Source organism: Streptomyces yunnanensis (assembly GCF_029011865.1).
In the GTDB taxonomy this organism is placed as follows: Bacteria; Actinomycetota; Actinomycetes; order Streptomycetales; family Streptomycetaceae; genus Streptomyces; species Streptomyces yunnanensis.
In genome coordinates this window covers 6,740,986-6,759,783 of record NZ_CP095749.1, presented here as the reverse complement: position 1 = coordinate 6,759,783, position 18,798 = coordinate 6,740,986, and the positions used below count along the sequence as shown (strand labels likewise).

The 18,798-nt window shown below is 73.6% G+C and carries 14 protein-coding genes; 11 read left to right on the top strand and 3 right to left on the bottom strand.

Annotation, left to right across the window (positions count from 1 at the left end):
* The first annotated feature begins 87 nt into the window (after nt 1-87).
* The 5 genes from lpdA (at nt 88) to MOV08_RS29450 (ending at nt 8,368) form a co-directional block, all read left to right on the top strand.
* Nucleotides 88-1,476, top strand: coding sequence for a dihydrolipoyl dehydrogenase (gene lpdA / locus MOV08_RS29470; protein WP_039637222.1), 1,389 nt, complete (start codon nt 88-90; stop codon nt 1,474-1,476).
* Nucleotides 1,477-1,530: 54 nt separating this feature from the next.
* A complete protein-coding gene (sucB, locus tag MOV08_RS29465) occupies nt 1,531-3,288 on the top strand; it encodes a 2-oxoglutarate dehydrogenase, E2 component, dihydrolipoamide succinyltransferase (protein WP_275309521.1) in 1,758 nt (585 codons plus the stop codon).
* A 193-nt stretch (nt 3,289-3,481) separates the two neighbouring features.
* On the top strand, nt 3,482-4,105 hold the full coding sequence (locus tag MOV08_RS29460) for a GntR family transcriptional regulator (RefSeq protein WP_039637219.1): 624 nt from the start codon (nt 3,482-3,484) through the stop codon (nt 4,103-4,105).
* Nucleotides 4,106-4,445: 340 nt separating this feature from the next.
* Nucleotides 4,446-7,121 (top strand): pyruvate dehydrogenase (acetyl-transferring), homodimeric type, encoded by a 2,676-nt coding sequence (gene aceE, locus MOV08_RS29455; protein WP_275309520.1) that lies wholly within the window; start codon nt 4,446-4,448, stop codon nt 7,119-7,121.
* Nucleotides 7,122-7,255: 134 nt separating this feature from the next.
* Nucleotides 7,256-8,368 (top strand): helix-turn-helix transcriptional regulator, encoded by a 1,113-nt coding sequence (locus tag MOV08_RS29450; RefSeq protein WP_275309519.1) that lies wholly within the window; start codon nt 7,256-7,258, stop codon nt 8,366-8,368.
* Here the strand turns inward: MOV08_RS29450 and MOV08_RS29445 are convergent.
* The gene (locus tag MOV08_RS29445) at nt 8,329-9,291 is read right to left on the bottom strand and encodes an SDR family oxidoreductase (RefSeq protein ID WP_275311931.1); all 963 of its coding nucleotides are present in this window, start codon (nt 9,289-9,291) and stop codon (nt 8,329-8,331) included. The two genes, MOV08_RS29450 and MOV08_RS29445, sit on opposite strands and share 40 nt — an antisense overlap.
* Before the next feature lie 200 nt (nt 9,292-9,491).
* Nucleotides 9,492-11,387, bottom strand: coding sequence for a hypothetical protein (locus tag MOV08_RS29440; protein WP_275309518.1), 1,896 nt, complete (start codon nt 11,385-11,387; stop codon nt 9,492-9,494).
* Between the two features lie 320 nt (nt 11,388-11,707).
* Here MOV08_RS29440 and MOV08_RS29435 point away from each other — a divergent pair, with 320 nt between their 5' ends.
* From MOV08_RS29435 to MOV08_RS29425, 3 genes are all read left to right on the top strand, one after another.
* Nucleotides 11,708-12,226, top strand: coding sequence for a DUF4240 domain-containing protein (locus MOV08_RS29435; protein WP_039637208.1), 519 nt, complete (start codon nt 11,708-11,710; stop codon nt 12,224-12,226).
* An 86-nt stretch (nt 12,227-12,312) separates the two neighbouring features.
* Complete coding sequence (locus MOV08_RS29430) at nt 12,313-13,203, top strand: TIGR01777 family oxidoreductase (RefSeq protein ID WP_275309517.1); 891 nt, start codon at nt 12,313-12,315, stop codon at nt 13,201-13,203.
* Nucleotides 13,204-13,376: 173 nt separating this feature from the next.
* Nucleotides 13,377-14,633: an FAD-dependent oxidoreductase gene (locus MOV08_RS29425; RefSeq protein ID WP_039637204.1), complete on the top strand. Its 1,257-nt coding sequence runs from the start codon at nt 13,377-13,379 to the stop codon at nt 14,631-14,633.
* A gap of 28 nt (nt 14,634-14,661) precedes the next feature.
* Here the strand turns inward: MOV08_RS29425 and MOV08_RS29420 are convergent, their stop codons facing one another.
* Nucleotides 14,662-16,119 (bottom strand): NsdA family TPR-like regulatory protein, encoded by a 1,458-nt coding sequence (locus MOV08_RS29420; protein WP_039637202.1) that lies wholly within the window; start codon nt 16,117-16,119, stop codon nt 14,662-14,664.
* A 313-nt stretch (nt 16,120-16,432) separates the two neighbouring features.
* On the opposite strand from MOV08_RS29420, the gene lipB reads away from it, so the two are divergent.
* From lipB to MOV08_RS29405, 3 genes are all read left to right on the top strand, one after another.
* Nucleotides 16,433-17,266, top strand: coding sequence for a lipoyl(octanoyl) transferase LipB (gene lipB, locus MOV08_RS29415; RefSeq protein WP_052286941.1), 834 nt, complete (start codon nt 16,433-16,435; stop codon nt 17,264-17,266).
* A gap of 140 nt (nt 17,267-17,406) precedes the next feature.
* Complete coding sequence (lipA, locus tag MOV08_RS29410; RefSeq protein ID WP_039637197.1) at nt 17,407-18,357, top strand: lipoyl synthase; 951 nt, start codon at nt 17,407-17,409, stop codon at nt 18,355-18,357.
* A 222-nt stretch (nt 18,358-18,579) separates the two neighbouring features.
* The gene (locus MOV08_RS29405; RefSeq protein ID WP_039637195.1) at nt 18,580-18,795 is read left to right on the top strand and encodes an SCO2195 family GlnR-regulated protein; all 216 of its coding nucleotides are present in this window, start codon (nt 18,580-18,582) and stop codon (nt 18,793-18,795) included.
* Nucleotides 18,796-18,798: the final 3 nt, after the last annotated feature.

Genomic DNA, 18,798 nt, shown 5'->3' with positions numbered 1-18,798 from the left:
CCAGGGCCGAGTTAAAGCGGCCGAACAACAGCCGCGGTCCGGTCATCGACGACCGGCTCCGGCGCACCCATGCATGGAGGACGTGACGTGGCGAACGACGCCAGCACCGTTTTCGACCTAGTGATCCTCGGAGGCGGTAGCGGTGGTTACGCCGCTGCCCTGCGCGGGGCGCAGCTGGGCCTGGACGTCGCCCTGATCGAGAAGAACAAGCTCGGCGGCACCTGCCTGCACAACGGCTGCATCCCCACCAAGGCTCTGCTGCACGCCGGCGAGATCGCGGACCAGGCCCGTGAGGCCGAGCAGTTCGGTGTCAAGGCCACCTTCGAGGGCATCGACATCAACGCCGTCCACAAGTACAAGGACGACGTGATCTCGGGCCTCTACAAGGGCCTGCAGGGTCTGGTCGCCTCCCGCAAGGTGACCTACATCGAGGGCGAGGGCCGGCTGTCCTCCCCGACCTCCGTCGACGTGGGTGGCCGGCGCGTCCAGGGCCGCCACGTCCTGCTGGCGACCGGCTCCGTGCCGAAGTCCCTGCCGGGCCTGGAGATCGACGGCAACCGCATCATCTCCTCGGACCACGCGCTCACGCTCGACCGCGTCCCGAAGTCGGCGATCATCCTGGGCGGCGGCGTGATCGGCGTCGAGTTCGCCTCGGCGTGGAAGTCCTTCGGCACCGACGTCACCGTCATCGAGGGCCTCAAGCACCTCGTCCCGGTCGAGGACGAGAACAGCTCCAAGCTGCTGGAGCGGGCCTTCCGCAAGCGGGGCATCAAGTTCAACCTCGGCACCTTCTTCGACAAGGCCGAGTACACCGCCGACGGCGTCAAGGTCACCCTCGCCGACGGCAAGACCTTCGAGGCCGAGGTGCTGCTGGTCGCCATCGGCCGCGGCCCGGTCTCCGCCGGTCTGGGCTACGAGGAGCAGGGCGTCGCGATGGACCGCGGCTACGTCCTGGTCGACGAGTACATGCAGACCAACGTCCCGACCGTCTCGGCCGTCGGCGACCTCGTCCCGACCCTCCAGCTCGCGCACGTCGGCTTCGCCGAGGGCATGCTGGTGGCGGAGCGACTGGCCGGCCAGAAGGTCGTCCCGATCGACTACGACGGCGTCCCGCGCGTCACGTACTGCCACCCCGAGGTCGCGTCGGTGGGCATCACCGAGGCCAAGGCCAAGGAGCTGTACGGCGCGGACAAGGTCGTGGCCCTGAAGTACAACCTTGCGGGCAACGGCAAGAGCAAGATCCTCAAGACCGCGGGCGAGATCAAGCTCGTCCAGGTCAAGGACGGTGCCGTGGTCGGCGTCCACATGGTCGGTGACCGTATGGGCGAGCAGGTCGGCGAGGCCCAGCTGGTCTACAACTGGGAAGCCCTGCCGGCCGAGGTTGCGCAGCTCATCCACGCGCACCCGACGCAGAACGAGGCGCTCGGCGAGGCCCACCTGGCCCTCGCCGGCAAGCCCCTCCACTCCCACGACTGACCCCCAGTCCCGGGCGCGACCACATCCGTACTTGCGATAGGAGCAACTGAAACCATGGCGGTTTCCGTAACCCTGCCGGCGCTCGGCGAGAGCGTCACCGAGGGCACCGTCACCCGCTGGCTGAAGGCCGAGGGCGAGCGTATCGAGGCCGACGAGCCGCTGCTGGAGGTCTCGACCGACAAGGTCGACACCGAGATCCCGGCCCCGGCCTCCGGCATTCTGGCCTCCATCAAGGTGGCCGAGGACGAGACCGTGGAGGTCGGCGCCGAGCTGGCCATCATCGACGACGGCACCGGTGCTCCGGCGGCCGCGCCGGCGCCGGCCGCCGCCGAGGCCCCGGCCCCGGCCGCGCAGCCCGAGCCGGCTCCGGCCCCCGTGGCCGAGGCCCCCGCCGCCGCCCCCGCGGGTGGCGCCGAGGGCACTGATGTCCTCCTCCCGGCGCTCGGCGAGAGCGTCACCGAGGGCACCGTCACCCGTTGGCTGAAGGAGGTCGGCGAGGAGGTCTCCGAGGACGAGCCCCTGCTGGAGGTGTCCACCGACAAGGTCGACACCGAGATCCCCGCCCCGACCTCCGGCACCCTGCTGGAGATCCTGGTGGCCGAGGACGAGACCGCCGAGGTCGGCGCCAAGCTCGCGGTGATCGGCGCCAAGGGCGCGGCTCCGGCCGCCGCCCCCGCCCCGGCCGCCCCGGCCCCGGCAGCCGCTCCGGCTCCGGCGCCCGCTCCGGCCCCGGCTCCGGCGCCCACCCCGGCTCCGGCTCCGGCCGCCGCTGCCCCGGCCCCGGCTCCGGCCCCCGCGCCGGCTCCGGCCCCGGTCGCCCCCGTCACCCCCGCCCCGGCGGCCGGTGAGGCGGACGGCGCCTACGTCACCCCGCTGGTCCGCAAGCTCGCTGCGGAGAACGGCGTCAACCTCGCCACGGTCAAGGGCTCCGGTGTCGGTGGCCGGATCCGCAAGCAGGACGTCATCGCCGCCGCCGAGGCCCTCAAGGCCGCCGTGCCGGCCCCGGCCGCGCCGGCCCCCGGTGCAAGCACCGGCTCCACCGGAGCTGGCGCGCGCTTTGCTGCGGCCCCGGCGCTGGAGGTCTCGCCGCTGCGCGGTCAGACCGTCAAGATGCCGCGGATGCGCAAGGTCATCGGCGACAACATGATGAAGGCCCTGCACGGCCAGGCGCAGCTGACCTCCGTGGTCGAGGTGGACATCACCGCGATCATGCGGATGCGCAACAAGGCCAAGGACGCCTTCGCGCAGCGTGAGGGCGTCAAGCTCTCCCCGATGCCGTTCTTCGTCAAGGCCGCTGTCCAGGCGCTGAAGGCCCACCCGGTCGTCAACGCCCGGATCAACGAGGACGAGGGCACCATCACCTACTTCGACACCGAGAACGTCGGTATCGCGGTGGACGCGGAGAAGGGCCTGATGACCCCGGTCATCAAGGGTGCGGGCGACCTCAACATCGCCGGCATCGCCCGGAAGACCGCGGAGCTGGCGGGCAAGGTCCGCGCCAACAAGATCACCCCGGACGAGCTGTCCGGCGCGACCTTCACCATCAGCAACACCGGTTCGCGCGGCGCCCTGTTCGACACCGTGATCGTGCCCCCGAACCAGGTCGGCATCCTCGGCATCGGTGCCACCGTCAAGCGTCCGGTGGTCATCAACCACCCGGACCTCGGCGAGACCATCGCCGTCCGTGACATGACCTACCTGGCCCTGTCCTACGACCACCGTCTGGTGGACGGCGCCGACGCGGCCCGTTACCTGACCACGGTCAAGCAGATCCTGGAGGCCGCGGAGTTCGAGACCGAGATCGGTCTCTGAGCAGGTGCTCACCCGCTCCGTGTGATCGAGGATCACATCTGCTCCCGACTCCCTTCGGAGAAGCGGGAGTTGTGCACCGGGGCCGGCCCCGGCTCGTTCCGACGAGCCGGGGCCGGCCCTTTTGTGCGTCGGCGTCCCCGATAATGACCCCGGCACCACCCTCGCGGCCCCATCCGCTCTGAAGGAGCACGTCATGACCCCGCCCGTCGTCCATTCGCTGCGCGAGCAGATCCGCGAGCACATCCTTGAGGGGATCGTCAGCGGGCGCTGGCAGCCGGGCGAGCGGATCGTGGAGCGGCGGATCGCGGTGGAGCTGGAGGTCAGCCAGACGCCGGTCCGGGAGGCACTGCGGGAGCTGGAGTCGCTGCAGCTGATCGAGTCGGCGCCGAACAAGGGCGTCCGGGTGCGGAACCTCACCGCGGACGACCTCAAGGAGAGCTACCCGGTGCGGGCCGGGCTGGAGCAGGTCGCCGCCGAGCTGGCGGCCGGGCGGCTGGCGGAGGACACCGCGGCGCTGGAGCGCGAGGTGGCGGCCCTGCGGGAGGCCGACGCGGCGGGCGACGGCGAGGCGCAGGTGCGGCACACGGTGGCCTTCCACCGGGAGATCGTGCGGGCGGCCGGGAACGCCGTGCTGCTGCACACCTGGGAGGGGCTGGGCGTCGAGGTCTGGACGACGCTGTCGATCCGCTGGTTCAGCCCGGAGCCGCGCTCGCACGCGCAGGACCACCAGGAGCTGGTGGACGCGTTCCGGCGGCGCGACCCGCGGATCGGCGCGCTGCTCAAGGCGCACGTGCTGAGCTGCGCGCCACGGGTCTGAGGCACCGGGGGACGAATCCGGCGAAGCGGCCCTGCGGAGTGTTCCGCGGGGCCGCTTCGCCGTGTGGCGGCGACCCTCGCGGAACCGGCCGTTCCCAGGCATGCGGAATCTTTGATTCCGAGGTGTGTTGGGCGCGCTCCGGGGCGTAACGGAGGGAGACTCCGGAGCTGGCACGGGGTGCCCCGTATTGCGGCACCCCGTGCCGACCTGCGGTTATTCCTCCGATCCACGTTGATCGATCATCGATCAGAGCGTTATCGTCGAGGACTGGGGCGCGACACCCCTGCCTGCCGAATGCCTGCCGAACTCGCATTCCCACCCGTCCGGAAAGGGGCCACCCATGCCCGATCCCGTGCGCCTGCCGTACAGCCAGCTCGACCAGCTCCCGGACCGCGATCCCGAGGAGACGGCCGAATGGCGCGAGTCGCTGGACGCCGTCACCAAGGCAGCGGGCCCGCATCGCGCCGCGTACCTGATGCGCCGCGCCCTGGAGCACACCGCGCACACCGAAGGCACCGACCTGCCCTCGCTGGTGGAGACGGACTACGTCAACACCATCCCGACCTCCGCCGAGCCCGCGTTCCCGGGTGACGAGGCGATGGAGGCCCGGATCACCGCCTGGAACCGCTGGAACGCCGCCGCCATGGTGACCCGCGGCTCCAAGCTCGGCCTGGGCGGCCACATCGCCACCTTCGCCTCGGCCGCCTGGCTCTACGAGACCGGCTTCCAGCACTTCTTCCGCGGCAAGGAGGGCGACGGCAGCGGCGACCAGCTCTACATCCAGGGCCACGCCTCCCCCGGCGTCTACGCCCGCGCCTTCCTCGAAGGCCGGCTCACCGAGGAGCAGCTCGACCACTTCCGCCAGGAGGCCGGCGGCGAGGGCCTGCCCTCCTACCCGCACCCGCGGCGGCTGCCCTGGCTGTGGGAGTTCCCCACCGTCTCCATGGGCCTCGGCCCGCTCTCGGCGATCTACCAGGCGCGCTTCAACCGCTACCTGGAGCACCGCGGCATCAAGGACACCGGCAACTCGCACGTCTGGGCCTTCCTGGGCGACGGCGAGATGGACGAGCCGGAGTCGACCGCCGCACTGGCGCTGGCCGGCCGCGAGGGCCTGGACAACCTGACCTTCGTCATCAACTGCAACCTGCAGCGCCTGGACGGCCCGGTCCGCCCCAACTTCAAGATCGTGCAGGAGCTGGAGGCCCAGTTCCGTGCCGCCGGCTGGAACGTCGTCAAGGCCCTGTGGGGCCAGGCGTGGGACGAGATCTTCGCGCTCGACACCGACGGCGCGCTGATCCAGCGCCTCCGTGAGACCCCGGACGCGCAGTTCCAGACGTACGCCACCCGCGACGCCGCCTACCTGCGCGAGCACTTCTTCGGCGCGAGCGACACCCTCAAGGCGATCGGCGCGCGGCTCTCCGACGCCAAGCTGCTGGAGCTGTTCCAGACGTCCCGCGCCGGCCACGAGCCGCGCAAGGTGTACGCCGCGTACCGGGCCGCCGTCGAGCACAAGGGCGCGCCGACGGTCATCCTGGCGCAGACCGTCAAGGGCTACACCCTGGGCACGGGCTTCGAGTCCCGCAACGCCAACCACCAGATGAAGAAGCTGACGATGGCGGAGTTCCGCACCATGCGGGACCTGCTCGAACTCCCCATCCCGGACAGCGCCCTGGAGGGCGACCTGGTGCCGTACTGGCGCCCGGCCGAGGACTCCCCGGAGATGCAGTACCTGCGCACCCGGCGCGCCGCCCTGGACGGCCCGGCCCCGGCCCGCAAGGTCGTGGCCAAGCCGCTGCCGATGCCCGCGGACAAGGCGTTCGACGCGCTGAAGAAGGGCTCGGGCAGCCAGGAGATCGCCACCACCATGGCGTTCGTCCGGCTGGTCAAGGACCTGATGCGGGACAAGGAGACCGGCAAGCGCTGGGTCCCGATCGTCCCGGACGAGGCCCGCACCTTCGGCATGGAGTCGCTCTTCCCGACCGCCGGCCTCTACTCCCCCAAGGGCGCGACCTACGACCCGGTCGACCGGGACCAGCTGCTCTGGTACAAGGAGGCCAGGAACGGCCAGATCCTCAACGAGGGGATCACCGAGGCCGGTTCGCTGGCCGACTTCACCGCCGCCGCGACGTCGTACGCGACGCACGGCGAGCCGATGATCCCCTTCTACATCTTCTACTCGATGTTCGGCTGGCAGCGCACCGCCGACCAGTTCTGGGCGCTCGCCGACCAGCTGGGCCGCGGCTTCGTGATCGGCGCCACCGCCGGCCGCACGACGATGACCGGTGAGGGCCTCCAGCACGCCGACGGCCACTCGCACCTGATCGCCTCGACCAACCCGGCGGCGCTCTCGTACGACCCGGCGTTCGCCTACGAGGTCGCGGTGATCGTCAAGGAGGGTCTGCGCCGGATGTACGGCCCGGACGCGGAGGACGTCTTCTACTACCTGACGGTCTACAACGAGACCAAGGTGCAGCCGGCGATGCCGGAGGGCGTCGAGGAGGGCATCCTCAAGGGCCTCTACCGCTTCAAGGAGGCCACGTCCATCGAGGGCGCCGAGGTCCCGCGGCTCCAACTGCTGGCCTCCGGCACCGCGATCCACTGGGCCCTGGAGGCACAGGCGCTGCTGGCCGCCGACTGGGGCGTGGCGGCGGACGTGTGGTCCGCCCCGTCCTGGACGGAGCTCCGCCGCGACGCCCTGGAGTGCGACGCGGCCCGCCTGGAGGGCGAGGACCGGATCCCCTACGTCACCCGTGCACTGGCCGGCGCCCCCGGTCCGGTCGTCGCGGTGAGCGACTGGATGCGGGCGGTCCCGGACCAGATCGCCCCGTGGGTCGAGCAGGACTGGACGTCCATAGGGACGGACGGCTTCGGCCTGTCCGACACCCGCGAGGCGGCCCGCCGGTACTTCGGCGTCGACCCGCAGTCGGTGGTCGTCCAGGCGCTGGCGGCCCTCGCCCGGCGCGGCGACGTCAAGCCGGAGTCGGTCAAGGAGGCCCGGGAGCGCTACGGGCTGTGAGCCCCGTCCTCTGAAGGCCGCCCGCCCACACACTCCCGTGCGAAGACCACCCACCGCGCCCGGGGTCTTCGCACGGGACCCTTTCCGTTCCGCGTGTGCGGGGCGTTGTCAGTGCTGCCCCGCATGATGGATCCATGCGTGCCGCACGGCTGATCAGAATGGTGTTGCTGCTCCAGTCCCGGCCGTCGATGACGGCCGGGGAGCTGGCGCGGGAGCTGGAGGTCTCGGAGCGCACGGTCGCCCGGGACGTGCTGTCGCTCTCGGAGGCCGGGGTGCCCGTCTACGCGGACCGCGGCCGGTCCGGGGGCTACCGCCTGATAGGCGGCTACCGCACCCGGCTGACCGGGCTCGGCCGCAGCGAGGCGGAGGCGCTCTTCCTGTCCGGAGTGCCCTCCGCGCTGCGGGAGATGGGTCTGGCCGACGTCGGGTCCGCGGCCCGGCTGAAGGTCTCCGCCGCGCTGCTGCCGGAGCTTCGGGACGCCGCGTCGGGCGCCGCCCAGCGGTTCCACCTGGACGCGCCGCGCTGGTACCACGACCCCCAGACGCCCGAGCTGCTGCCGGTGATCGCCGACGCGGTGTGGGACGACCGGCGGCTGACGGCCCGTTATCTCCGGGCCGGCCGCGAGGTGGCCCGGGAGCTGGAGCCGTACGGCCTCGTGCTCAAGGCGGGCGTCTGGTATCTCGCGGCCCGGGCCGTGGCGGGGCCGCCCGAAGCGGTCCCCGCCACGCCCGCCGGCGCCGGCTTCCGGGTCTACCGCGTCGACCGGTTCACCGCGGCCGAGCCGGCCGAGCCGGCCGTGCCGGCCGTGCCGGTGGACGGTCCGCCGGACGGCCGGACGGCCGGGGACCCGGCGCGCACCGGGCGCTTCGTCCGCGACCCGGGGTTCGACCTGCCCGCGTTCTGGGCCGAGCGGGCCGAGCAGTTCCGGCACTCGCTGCTGCGCGAGGAGGCGGTGGTCCGACTCTCCCCGCACGGCGTCCGGCAGTTGCCCCACGTCACCGAGCCGGTCGCGGCCAAGGAGGCCGTCGAGCGGGCGACGGCCGAGGGCGAGCCCGATGAGCGGGGATGGCTGACGGTCACCCTCGCCGTGGAGTCCCAGGAGGTCGCCTACGCCCAACTGCTGGCGCTCGGCCCGGAGGTCGAGGCGCTGGCGCCCGCCGCGCTGCGGGAGCGGTTCGCGGCGGCCGCCCGCCGCGCCGCCGCGCTCTATTCCCCGGTGCCGGAGGAGGACGCCGGGACGCGGTAGTCCTCGGGACCGGCGTCCTTGCCGCCCCGCACCACCTCCGCGAAGTAGCGGAAGCAGTCCGGCTGCGAGCCGTCGGTGTCGGTGAAGCCGTACTCCCGCGCCAGTTGGCCGCTGGAGAGCGACCGGCCGGTGAAGCGCGCCTTCTCCGGGTCGGCGGCCAGCGCCCGCACCGCGCGGCCGATGAGGGCCGGGGATTCCGCGATGGCGAAGTGCGGCTCCTTGGCGATCGCGTCCCGCCAGGTCTCCTCGGTGACGCCGAAGTGGTCCAGCATCTCCTCGGACCGCAGGAAGCCCGGGGTGAGCGAGACGGCCGTACCGCCGTACTCCGCCAGCTCGCCGGCGAGCCCGAAGGCGATCCGGTGCGGGACGCTCTTGGTGATGTCGAAGCAGAGGCTGTCGCGGTAGACGCGGTTGAACTCCTCGGTGCCGTCGGTGACCTCGACGACCAGTCCGCCCGGCCGCCGGATCAGCAGCGGCAGCGCGAAGTGGTGGGTGATGATGTGGGTGTCGATGCCGAGCCGGAACATCCGCAGCCCGCCCGCCAGGTCCAGGTCCCACACCTTGGTGTCGAACTGGATCAGCCGGTCGCCGCCCCAGACGCTGTTGACCAGGACGTCCAGCCGCCCCTGCTCCCGGTCGATGCGCTCGACGAGCGCCCGGACCCGCGCCGGCTCCAGGTGGTCGGTCGGCACGGCGATCCCCGTGCCGCCGTTGCCCTCGGCTCCGGCCGCGGTCACCAGCTCCGCGGTCTCCTCGATGGTCTCCGAGAACCGGCCGACCTCGCTGACCGCGTCCCGGGTCGTGCGGCCGGTGACGTACACCACCGCGCCGGCCCGGCCCAGTTCCACGGCCATCGCCCGGCCGGCGCCCCGGGTCGCCCCGGCGACCAGCGCCACCCGCCCGGACAGATCGCCCGTGGGCATCCCCCGGTGCGCGGCACCGTTCCCCGAGCTCTCTGCCGCGGCCACCGACCGCCCCTCCGATGCCCGGCTCTCCGCCCTCTCATGCGCCGTCACGTCGTGCTCCTCGCCTCGTCCTGTGTGGTCGTACACGGCGACCCTGACAGGGAAAGCCGACATCTCCTGTCGGGTTTTCCGGGCCTCTCCGGGTCCTCCCGCCCGACCTACGGCAGCATCGCCGGCAGGCTCCGGCCGTCCCGCAGGTGCCCGGCGACCTGCGCCGTGGTGTTCCGGGCCGCCGGGACCGCCAGCACCGGCGCCTGGGCCGCGGCCCGGACCGCGCCGGACACGTCGACCTTGGCCAGCTCGCCGCTGCCCGCCGCGAGCAGGTACCACTTCCCGGACTTCGCCTGCCAGTGGACGTCGGCGAGCACATGCCGGCCGAACGGGCTGCACGCCGCGGTGCCGACGGCCCGGCCGGCGATCCGCCCCGGGTCGGCCGGTCCGGCGGCCGGCGGCTGGAACTGCACCATGGCCCGGCCCGAACCGCGCCAGGTGTCGGCACGGTTGCAGACCCAGGTCGCGGTGCCGCCGCCCTCCGGGAGCTCCTGCCGGGCGTAGGCCCAGTTGGTGACGGACCGTACCCCGGTGCCGCGCAGCGACCGCAGGGTGCAGGCGGTGTGCGCCCAACTGTGCAGCGCGGGCGCGCCGGTCGCCTCGCCGGGGCCGCCGCCGGCCGCGGCGGGCGGCACGGACGTCAGGTGCACCGGCGCCAGGTCGCCGAGGTCGGTCATCAGGAAGGAGCGGCGGTCGTCGATCCGCGGCGAGGAGCGGAATTCGGCCGCCGGCCAGTGCCCGCAGGGGGCGCCGTCCACGGGCGGGGTCGGGATGCGGTCGGTGACGCCGTCCGGGGCCAGGTGCAGTCCGTGCGACGGGGCGTCCGGCGCGAGCAGGTCCCGGACGGCGACCTCGGCGACCCAGGGCGCGATCAGATACCGCTGCCAGCCGTTGCCGCGGCCGATCACCAGCCCGCCGGCGGAGGCGAGGTCCGCGTTGTCGACCCGGGCGAAGTGCAGGGTGGGCGTGGCGTCCTGGGGCTCGGCGTAGCGCACCAGCCGCTCGCCGTCGTGGAACACCACCACCATGACGTTGTCGATCAGTCCGGCGTACAGCAGCCGGGGCGGGGCGGCGGGCGGCCGGGTGGAGGTGTCCGCCGCCGCGACGATCCGGGTGCCGGCGGGCGGCGCGGCCCACACCCCCAGCGCCCGCGCCAGCAGCTGCCGGTCGCCGGCCTGCCGGCCGCGCGCCGGCCAGGCGGTGAAGTCCACCCGGGCGGTCCGGGCCCACTGCTCGTTGGGCGTGCGCAGCAGCCGGCCGGGGTCGAGGGCCTGCTGGGCGGCGGTGGGGGTGGACCCGCCCGCGGGCCGGCCGCCGGGCAGCGCCATCGCGAGCGCCCCGACCACCAGCACCGCCGCGAGCACGCCGGTCGCCCGCACCCGCTGCCGGCGGCGCAGCAGATCCGTCGGCCGGGCCTGCACCGTGCAGGGGTCGAACTCGCCCGAGTTCAACAGCGCGCCGGCGCCGGCCCCGGTCCGCCGGTCCAGCTGCCCGGCCGCCCGCAGCACCATGTCGGGGTCCGGGACCCCGGCCCGCGCCAGGACCGCGCGCGCCGCGTCCGCCTCCAGTCCCTCCAGGTGCCACAGCCCCAGGGCGGCGCGGACCGCGGCCGGGACCGCCGACAGGGCCTGGTCCAGGGCGAGTTCATCGGCGCCGCCGGCACGCGGGAAGAGCCGCAGGCCCCACACGAACGGCACGGTCGGCAGCAGGACGGCCGGTCGCTGCCGATCCTCGTAGGCCAGCGCCAGCTCCAGGGTCCGTTGGCGGACCAGGTCGTAGCCGGAGCCGGCGTCCGAGCCGCGCTGGGCGGGCAGCGCACCGACCGGCCGGCGCGGCACGCGCCACGGCAGGGCCCGCTGCACCAGTCCGTGCGCGGTGAGGACCTTGCGGTGGCGGCCCATCGACGGGGGCAGGACGAGATAGGCCAGGCGGACCAGCCGTGGATAGTGCTCGACGAGGGCCGCCTCGGCACGTTCGACCTCGGCCCGGGTTCTTTCGTCCATGGGCATGGCGGGATGCGCCCTTCACGAAGTGGGGGGATACGGGGTGGGAGAAGCGCTGGGTGGGGCACTGGTGGGGCGGGAGGGACACTGCGCGGGGCAGTGCACAGGGCACTGCGCGGGGTGGGAGGGGCACTGCGTGGGCGGTGGGGGGAGGGGGGCTGCGCTGCCGTCGTTGCATGCCGCACAACGACGGAACCGCGACGCGGTCACCCGCCGGACCACCCTCCTGACGTCGCGGATCCCCGGCCCGGACGCCGCGCCGCCGCATCCGGTGCACTCCGCGTGCGGGCCGCGGCGGCAGGACGGATGCTGGAGCGGTGATGGACGAGACGGAGTTCTGGGAGCTGGTGGACGGCTCCCGCGCGGCCGCCGGCGGCGACCCCGAGGAGCAGGCCGACGCCCTGGTCGAGCGGCTGCTCGGGCTCGACCCGGACCGCGTCATCGACTTCGCCCGCCACTTCGAGGCCCGCTACAACCGGGCCTACACCTGGGACCTGTGGGCCGCCGCGGCACTGATGCTGGACGGCGCCAGCGACGACGCCTTCGACTACTTCCGCTGCTGGCTGATCGGCCAGGGCCGGCACGTCTTCGAGGGCGCGCTGCACGATCCGGACCAGTTGGCCGGCCTCGTCGGCGACTTCGACGAGGAGACCGACGGCGACGCCGAGGAGCTGGGCTACGCCGCCGACGAGGCGTACGAGCAGCTGACCGGCACCGTCATGCCCGACCTGGAACTGCCCCCGGCCCCGCCGGAGCCGCTCGGCACCTACCTCGACCTCGACGACGACGCGACCCTCGCCGAGCGCTTCCCCCTGCTGTGGGACCGCTTCCGCAGCTGACGTCCCCGCGCCGCCGCGGCGGACTCCCGCCCGGCTCGCCCCGACCCCTCCCCGGTGGCGCCCCCGATTGCGGGCAGGATGGCCCCATGCGGATCGCGATCACCGGCTCGACCGGACTCATCGGCACGGCGCTCGTCCGGAACCTGCGCGCGGACGGCCACGACGTCGTCCGGCTCGTCCGCCGCCGGCCGACGGCGGCGGACGAGGTGTCCTGGGACCCCAAGGGACGGCTGGACCCGGCCGCGCTGGCCGGCTGCGAGGCGGTCGTGCACCTCGCCGGGGCGGGCGTCGCCGACCACCGCTGGACCGCCGCCTACAAGCAGGAGCTCCACGACAGCCGGGTGCTGGGCACCCGGACCCTGGCCACCGCGCTGGCCGCGATGGACGTCCCGCCGCGGGTCCTCGTCTCCGGCAGCGCGATCGGCTACTACGGCGACACCGGCGACCGGCGCACCGACGAGAGCGGGCCGGCCGGTTCGGGCTTCCTGCCGGAGCTCTGCGTGGCGTGGGAGGACGCCGCGACGCCCGCCCAGGAGGCCGGCATCCGGACCGTCCTCGCCCGGACCGGTCTGGTCGTGGCACGCTCCGGCGGTGCCTGGGGGCGGCTCTTCCCGCTGTTCCGGCTGGGGTTGGGCGGTCGGCTCGGCGACGGCAGCCAGTACTGGAGCTTCATCTCCCTGCGGGACCACATCGCGGCGCTCCGCCATCTGCTGGCCACCGAGGAGCTGTCCGGGCCGGTCAACCTCACCGCGCCGGAGCCGGTCACCAACCGCGAGGCGACGGCGGTGATGGGCCGTGTGCTGCGCCGCCCCACGCTGTGCACGGTGCCGGCGCCGGTGCTGCGGATCGCCCTCGGGGAGTTCGCGGCGGACGTGCTGGGCAGTCAGCGGATCGTGCCGCGGCAACTGCTGGACTCCGGTTTCGCCTTCGCGGACCCGCGGATCGCGGACGCGGTGCGCGCCGCCCTGGCGTCGTAGGGCGCGGCGGGTCGAAACGTGGCGCGGGGGCCGCTCCGACGCGCCCCCGGGGCGCCCCTGTCGGCCGGGCCGCGGCGCCCTACGGTCCTCGGACACACCACTGGGCATCCCGGACCGCCGCACCGGGCATGAGAACCGTGCGCTGCCGCTGGGACCGACCTCGGGAGGGGCATGTGCTGCGCACCGCATCGGTCGTCGACGTCGTCATCGTGGGGGCCGGGCCGGCCGGTCTCGCCGCCGCTCGCCATCTGACCGCGGCGGGGCTCGCGGTCACCGTCCTGGAAGCCGCGCCGCGGGTCGGCGGCCGGTCCGTCACCGACGAGGTGGACGGCTTCCGCCTGGACCGCTGCGGCCGGCCGCTGGCGGTCTCCCCCGCCGCGCTGCGCCGGACACCGGGCCTGGGCGAGTTGACGCTCCGTCCGTTCGCGGCCGGACTGAGCCTCCACAACGGCCAGCGGACGCAGCGCATCAGTCCGCTGCGGTGCACGAGGGGCGCACTGTCCGCGGCGCGCGCCCTCACGCGCGCCGACCGCCGTACGGAGCGGATCGCCGACCTTCCGGTCAGCGAGGCCCTGGCCGGCCGCCCGGCGTTCCCACCGCGCACCCACGACACCTTCCTGCGGCCGCTGTTGGGCGCGCTGCTCTGCGACCCCCGGCTGGGCGGCTCCAGCCGGGGCGCCGCGCAGGTGCTGCGGACCTTCGCGGAGGGGCGGCTGACGCTGCCGACGGGCGGCGCCTTCGCCGTCCCGGAGCTGCTGGCGGCCGGCCTGCCGCCGGGCACGGTCCGGACGTCCGTGGAGGTCACGGCCGTCGACGCCAACGGCGTCGGCACCCGCGAACACGGCCGGACGGCGTGCCGGGCGGTGGTGGTGGCGACCGGTGCGCGGGACGCCGCCGCGCTGCTGCCGGGGCTGCGACTGCCCGCCTTCCACCCGGTCACGGTGCTGCACCACACCGCGGACGCCCCGACCGGCACCCGCGGCGGCCCCCACCGGGACACCACCCTGATCCTGCCGACCGACGGCCCGATCGGCTTCACCTACCTCGCCGGCGCGATCGACCCGTCCCGCACCCCGCCCGGCCGGTCGCTGGTCACCACCGTCGTGCTCGGCCCCGCCGCGGCACTGCCGTTGGACGTCCTCGACAAGACCGTCCGACCGCAGCTCGACCGGATCCACGGGGTGCGGGCCGAGGAATGGCGGCTGCTGACCGGCCATCACGACCCCTACGCGGTGCCCGCGATGGCCGCCCCGCACGACCCGCAGCGCACCGTACGGATGCTGGCCGGGCTCTATGTGTGCGGCGACCACCGCGACACCGGCACGCTCCAGGGCGCACTGCGCTCCGGCCACCGCGCCGCCCGCGCACTGCTCCAGGACTTCGGCCTGCCGGCCCGCCCGGAACCGGACGCCGTACGGGCCGCGGCGTAGGTCGGCCCCGCCGTGCGACGCCCGTCCGTCATCCCAGCGCGGCCACCCGCTCGCGGTAGCCGCGCACCGCCGCCGCGTCCCGGTACGGCTCCAGCCGCCGCTCGAAGTCCCGGACGTACTCGTGGGCCCGTACGGAGCGCATCTCGGATGCCTGGAGGGCCGCCTCGGCGGCGAGCGTGCACGCCTGCTCCAGCTCGCCCAGGCCGAGCCGGGCGGTCGCCAGCACCACCCGGCAGAACAGCCGGCTGCGGGCGAACCCGGCGGCGCGCAGCTGGAGGGAGCGCTCGGCGTGCTGGGAGGCCGCGCGGTACTGCTGGAGATCGCGGTGGCAGTGCGCGAGTTCGTCGGCGAGCTGTGCCTCGTCGAAGAAGCGCGCCCAGTACGGGGTGTCGTCCCCGGGGCGAGCGCTCTCCAGTGCCCGTTCGGCGCGGGCCAGCGCGGCGGTGCAGGCCCGGACCTCGCTCAGGACGCCGTGGCCGCGCGCCTCCGCGGCGTGCAGCAGCGCCTGCACGGTGGGCGGCGCACTGCTGCCGACGCCCTGCTGGGCGACCCGGGCCAGTTGGACGGCCTCCCGGCCGTGCCCCAGATAGACCGCCTGCCGACTCATCGTCACCAGGACGTAGGAGCCGTACGCGCGGTCGCCGGCGGCCTGGGACAGCCGCAGCGCCTGGACGAAGTACCGCTGCGCCAGCCCGTGCGCGGCGATGTCGTACGAGGTCCAGCCGGCCAGCCGGGTCAGGTCCGCGGCGGCCGCGAACAGCCGCCGGCCGACCGTCTCCCCGTAGGTGCCGCGGAGCATCGGCTCGGCCTCGTGCTCCAGGTAGCGCACCAGGGCCTGGCGGGCGTGGCCGCCGCCGTAGGCGTGGTCCAGGGCCCGGAACAGCTCGCCGACCGAACGCAGCGCCGCGATGTCGCCGGAGGTGACCCGACCGCCCTGGGTACGGTCCACCCGCTCGGTCTGGCGCTGCCGGGGCACCGACGGCCGGCCGCCCTGCACGGGCACCCGCTCCCCGGCCTCGCCGCCCGGCTCGCCGTGCGCGACGCGCTCGTCGGGGCGGCCGATCAGCCAGTCCCGGCTGGGCACCACCAGCCCGGCCGGGGTGAACGCGATCTTGCGGAGCTCGGCATGGCTGCCGGAGTCCTTGCGCCACAGGCCGCTGACGATGTCCACCGCCTCGGCGGGGGTCGAGGCGAATTCCAGCCCGGCGTACACCGGCGCGCAGGCGTCCAGGCCCAGGTCCTGGGCGGAGAGCCGGCGCCCCAGCCGGCGGGTGAAGACCTCCGCGATCAGCGCGGGGGTGGTGCCTCTGGGCTGTTGCCCGCGCAGCCAGCGGGTCACCGAGGTCTTGTCGTAGCGCAGGTCGAGGCCGTGCTCGATGCCGAGTTGATCAACCCGTCTGGCCAGCCCTGCGTTGGAGAAGCCCGCCTCGGCGATGAGTGCGGCGAGCTGTCGGTTGGGCGTGTGGTGCGGGGGTCGTTCCGTCATCAGCTTTACCGGTCTCCTGCCTTCCGGGCCGGGCCGCCGGGCTCGACTGACCCAGTCCGGCGTGCTCTTCGCCCTTGTGGAACGGCGTGAATGTAACGGCCTTCGGCGCCTTTCTCGCGGCCTGCGCCTCGCGTTCATCCGATCGTGTGAGCACGTCACGGGCACGTCGGGGGCCGCGCGGCGCGTCGACCCCGTGTGGGGGGCGCGCAGGGCGGCCGTACAGTGGCATGGGCGCGACGTGGCATCGGAAGTGCCTCGCGAGGGGCATGAGACGTCGCATGGAACTGCGACATGGGTTCGAAGAGGAGCTGCCGTGACTGCGATCTCTCGGGGGGAGACCCCCGCACCCGAGGGGCTGCGCTTTGTGCATCTGGGCTTCGGGACGGACGCCGTCGAGTACGAGTCGGCGTGGGCGGAGCAGCGTCGGGTCCACAGCGCCCGGTTCGCCGACGAGATCCCCGACACCTGCCTCCTCCTGGAGCACCAGGCCGTCTACACGGCGGGCCGCCGGACCTCCGACGACGAGCGGCCGCTGGACGGCACCCCGGTCGTCGACGTGGACCGCGGCGGGAAGATCACCTGGCACGGCCCCGGCCAGCTGGTGGGCTACCCGATCCAGAAGCTGCCGCGCCCGGTCGACGTGGTCGCACACGTCCGCCGCCTGGAGGACGCGCTGATCGGGGTCTGCGCCGAGTTCGGCGTCGAGGGCACCCGGGTCGAGGGCCGCAGCGGGGTGTGGGTCCTGGGGGACCCGCGGAGCGCGACCGAGGGCGCAGACCAGCGGCCCGCGCTGGGCGGCCTCCAGCTCGACTTCGACCCGCGGGCCGCGGACGAGCTGTTCGACCCGCGGCTGAGCGGCCCCGAGTACGCGCCGTCCAACGCCGGCCAGCGCGGTGAGGACCGCAAGCTCGCCGCGATCGGCATCCGCGTCGCCAAGGGCGTCACCATGCACGGCTTCGCACTCAACGTGAATCCGGACACCACCTCGTTCGACAAGATCGTGCCCTGCGGCATCCGGGACGCCGGGGTCGCCTCGCTCTCCGGCGAGCTGGGCCGCGAGGTCACCATCGCCGAGGTCCTGCCGGTCGTCGAGAAGCACCTGCGGGACGTGCTGGAGAGCGCCGTCCTGCTCCCCCGCGCGGTCTGAGGGCCGCCCGCGGCTGAGGCCGCGGGAATGCCGCCCTCCCGTCCGAGGTTGGCCCTGCACCACCCGCACGTGGAAATGCGTGCGAATTGACGGGCGTACCCTGGTGTACGCCGAAGAATCGAAGTTGTTAGGGAGCCGACGTGTCCGCAGTCGCACCCGACGGACGCAAGATGCTGCGCCTGGAGGTCCGCAACAGCCAGACCCCCATCGAGCGCAAGCCCGAGTGGATCAAGACCCGGGCGAAAATGGGTCCCGAGTACAACCACCTCCAGGGCCTGGTCAAGAGCGAGGGTCTGCACACGGTCTGCCAGGAGGCGGGGTGTCCCAACATCTTTGAATGCTGGGAGGACCGCGAGGCGACCTTCCTCATCGGTGGTGACCAGTGCACCCGCCGCTGCGACTTCTGCCAGATCGACACCGGCAAGCCGCAGGAGCTGGACCGCGACGAGCCGCGCCGGGTCGCCGAGTCCGTGCAGACCATGGGCCTGAAGTACGCCACGATCACCGGCGTCGCCCGCGACGACCTGGAGGACGGCGGCGCCTGGCTCTACGCCGAGACCGTCCGCCAGATCCACGCCTCGATGCCCGACACCGGTGTGGAACTGCTGATCCCCGACTTCAACGCGGTCCCCGAGCAGCTCGCCGAGGTCTTCTCCTCGCGCCCCGAGGTGCTGGCCCACAACGTCGAGACGGTCCCGCGGATCTTCAAGCGGATCCGCCCCGGCTTCCGCTACGAGCGGTCGCTGGAGGTCATCTCCAAGTCCCGCGAGGCCGGCCTGGTCACCAAGTCCAACCTCATCCTGGGCATGGGCGAGACCCGCGAGGAGATCAGCCAGGCGCTCCAGGACCTGCACGACGCGGGCTGCGAGCTGATCACGATCACCCAGTACCTGCGCCCCTCGGTCCGCCACCACCCCATCGAGCGCTGGGTCAAGCCCGCCGAGTTCGTGGAGCTCAAGGAGGAGGCCGAGGAGATCGGCTACGCCGGCGTCATGTCCGGCCCGCTGGTCCGCTCCTCCTACCGTGCCGGCCGCCTGTACCAGCAGGCGATCGAGCGGCGCGAGGTCGAGGCGTCCAGTCAGGCGGTTTGACGGCCCCGGCGCGCCGTTTTGTGAATCGTGGCACATGCTGAGAGACGCGGCCCCGCACTCCCCCTGACAGGGGGGCGTGGGGGCCGCGTCAACGTTTCATAGGTGTTTGACCGGCAGGTCATCCGTTGGTAACACCCTTCAGTGACGATGGATGTACGCACCGCTCAACACCTCCCCACGCATCCCCCTGATCGTTCCGTTCGTACGAGGGAGACCATCACCATGGAGGCCGCGCCGCTCCGCGCCACCCCCCGCCCCATCCCCTCCGTCACCGGTGCACTGCGTGCCATCGAGGCCGTGCTGCTGCGCAGCGGCCAGCGCACCGCCCGCCGCAATGCCTGGACGTCGGTCCTGGAGGACCGCCGCCGCGCCAGGGACCGGTACGACGCCGAGTACGTCCTGGAGGCCGCGGCCACCCGACGCCCGCACGCCACGTAAACT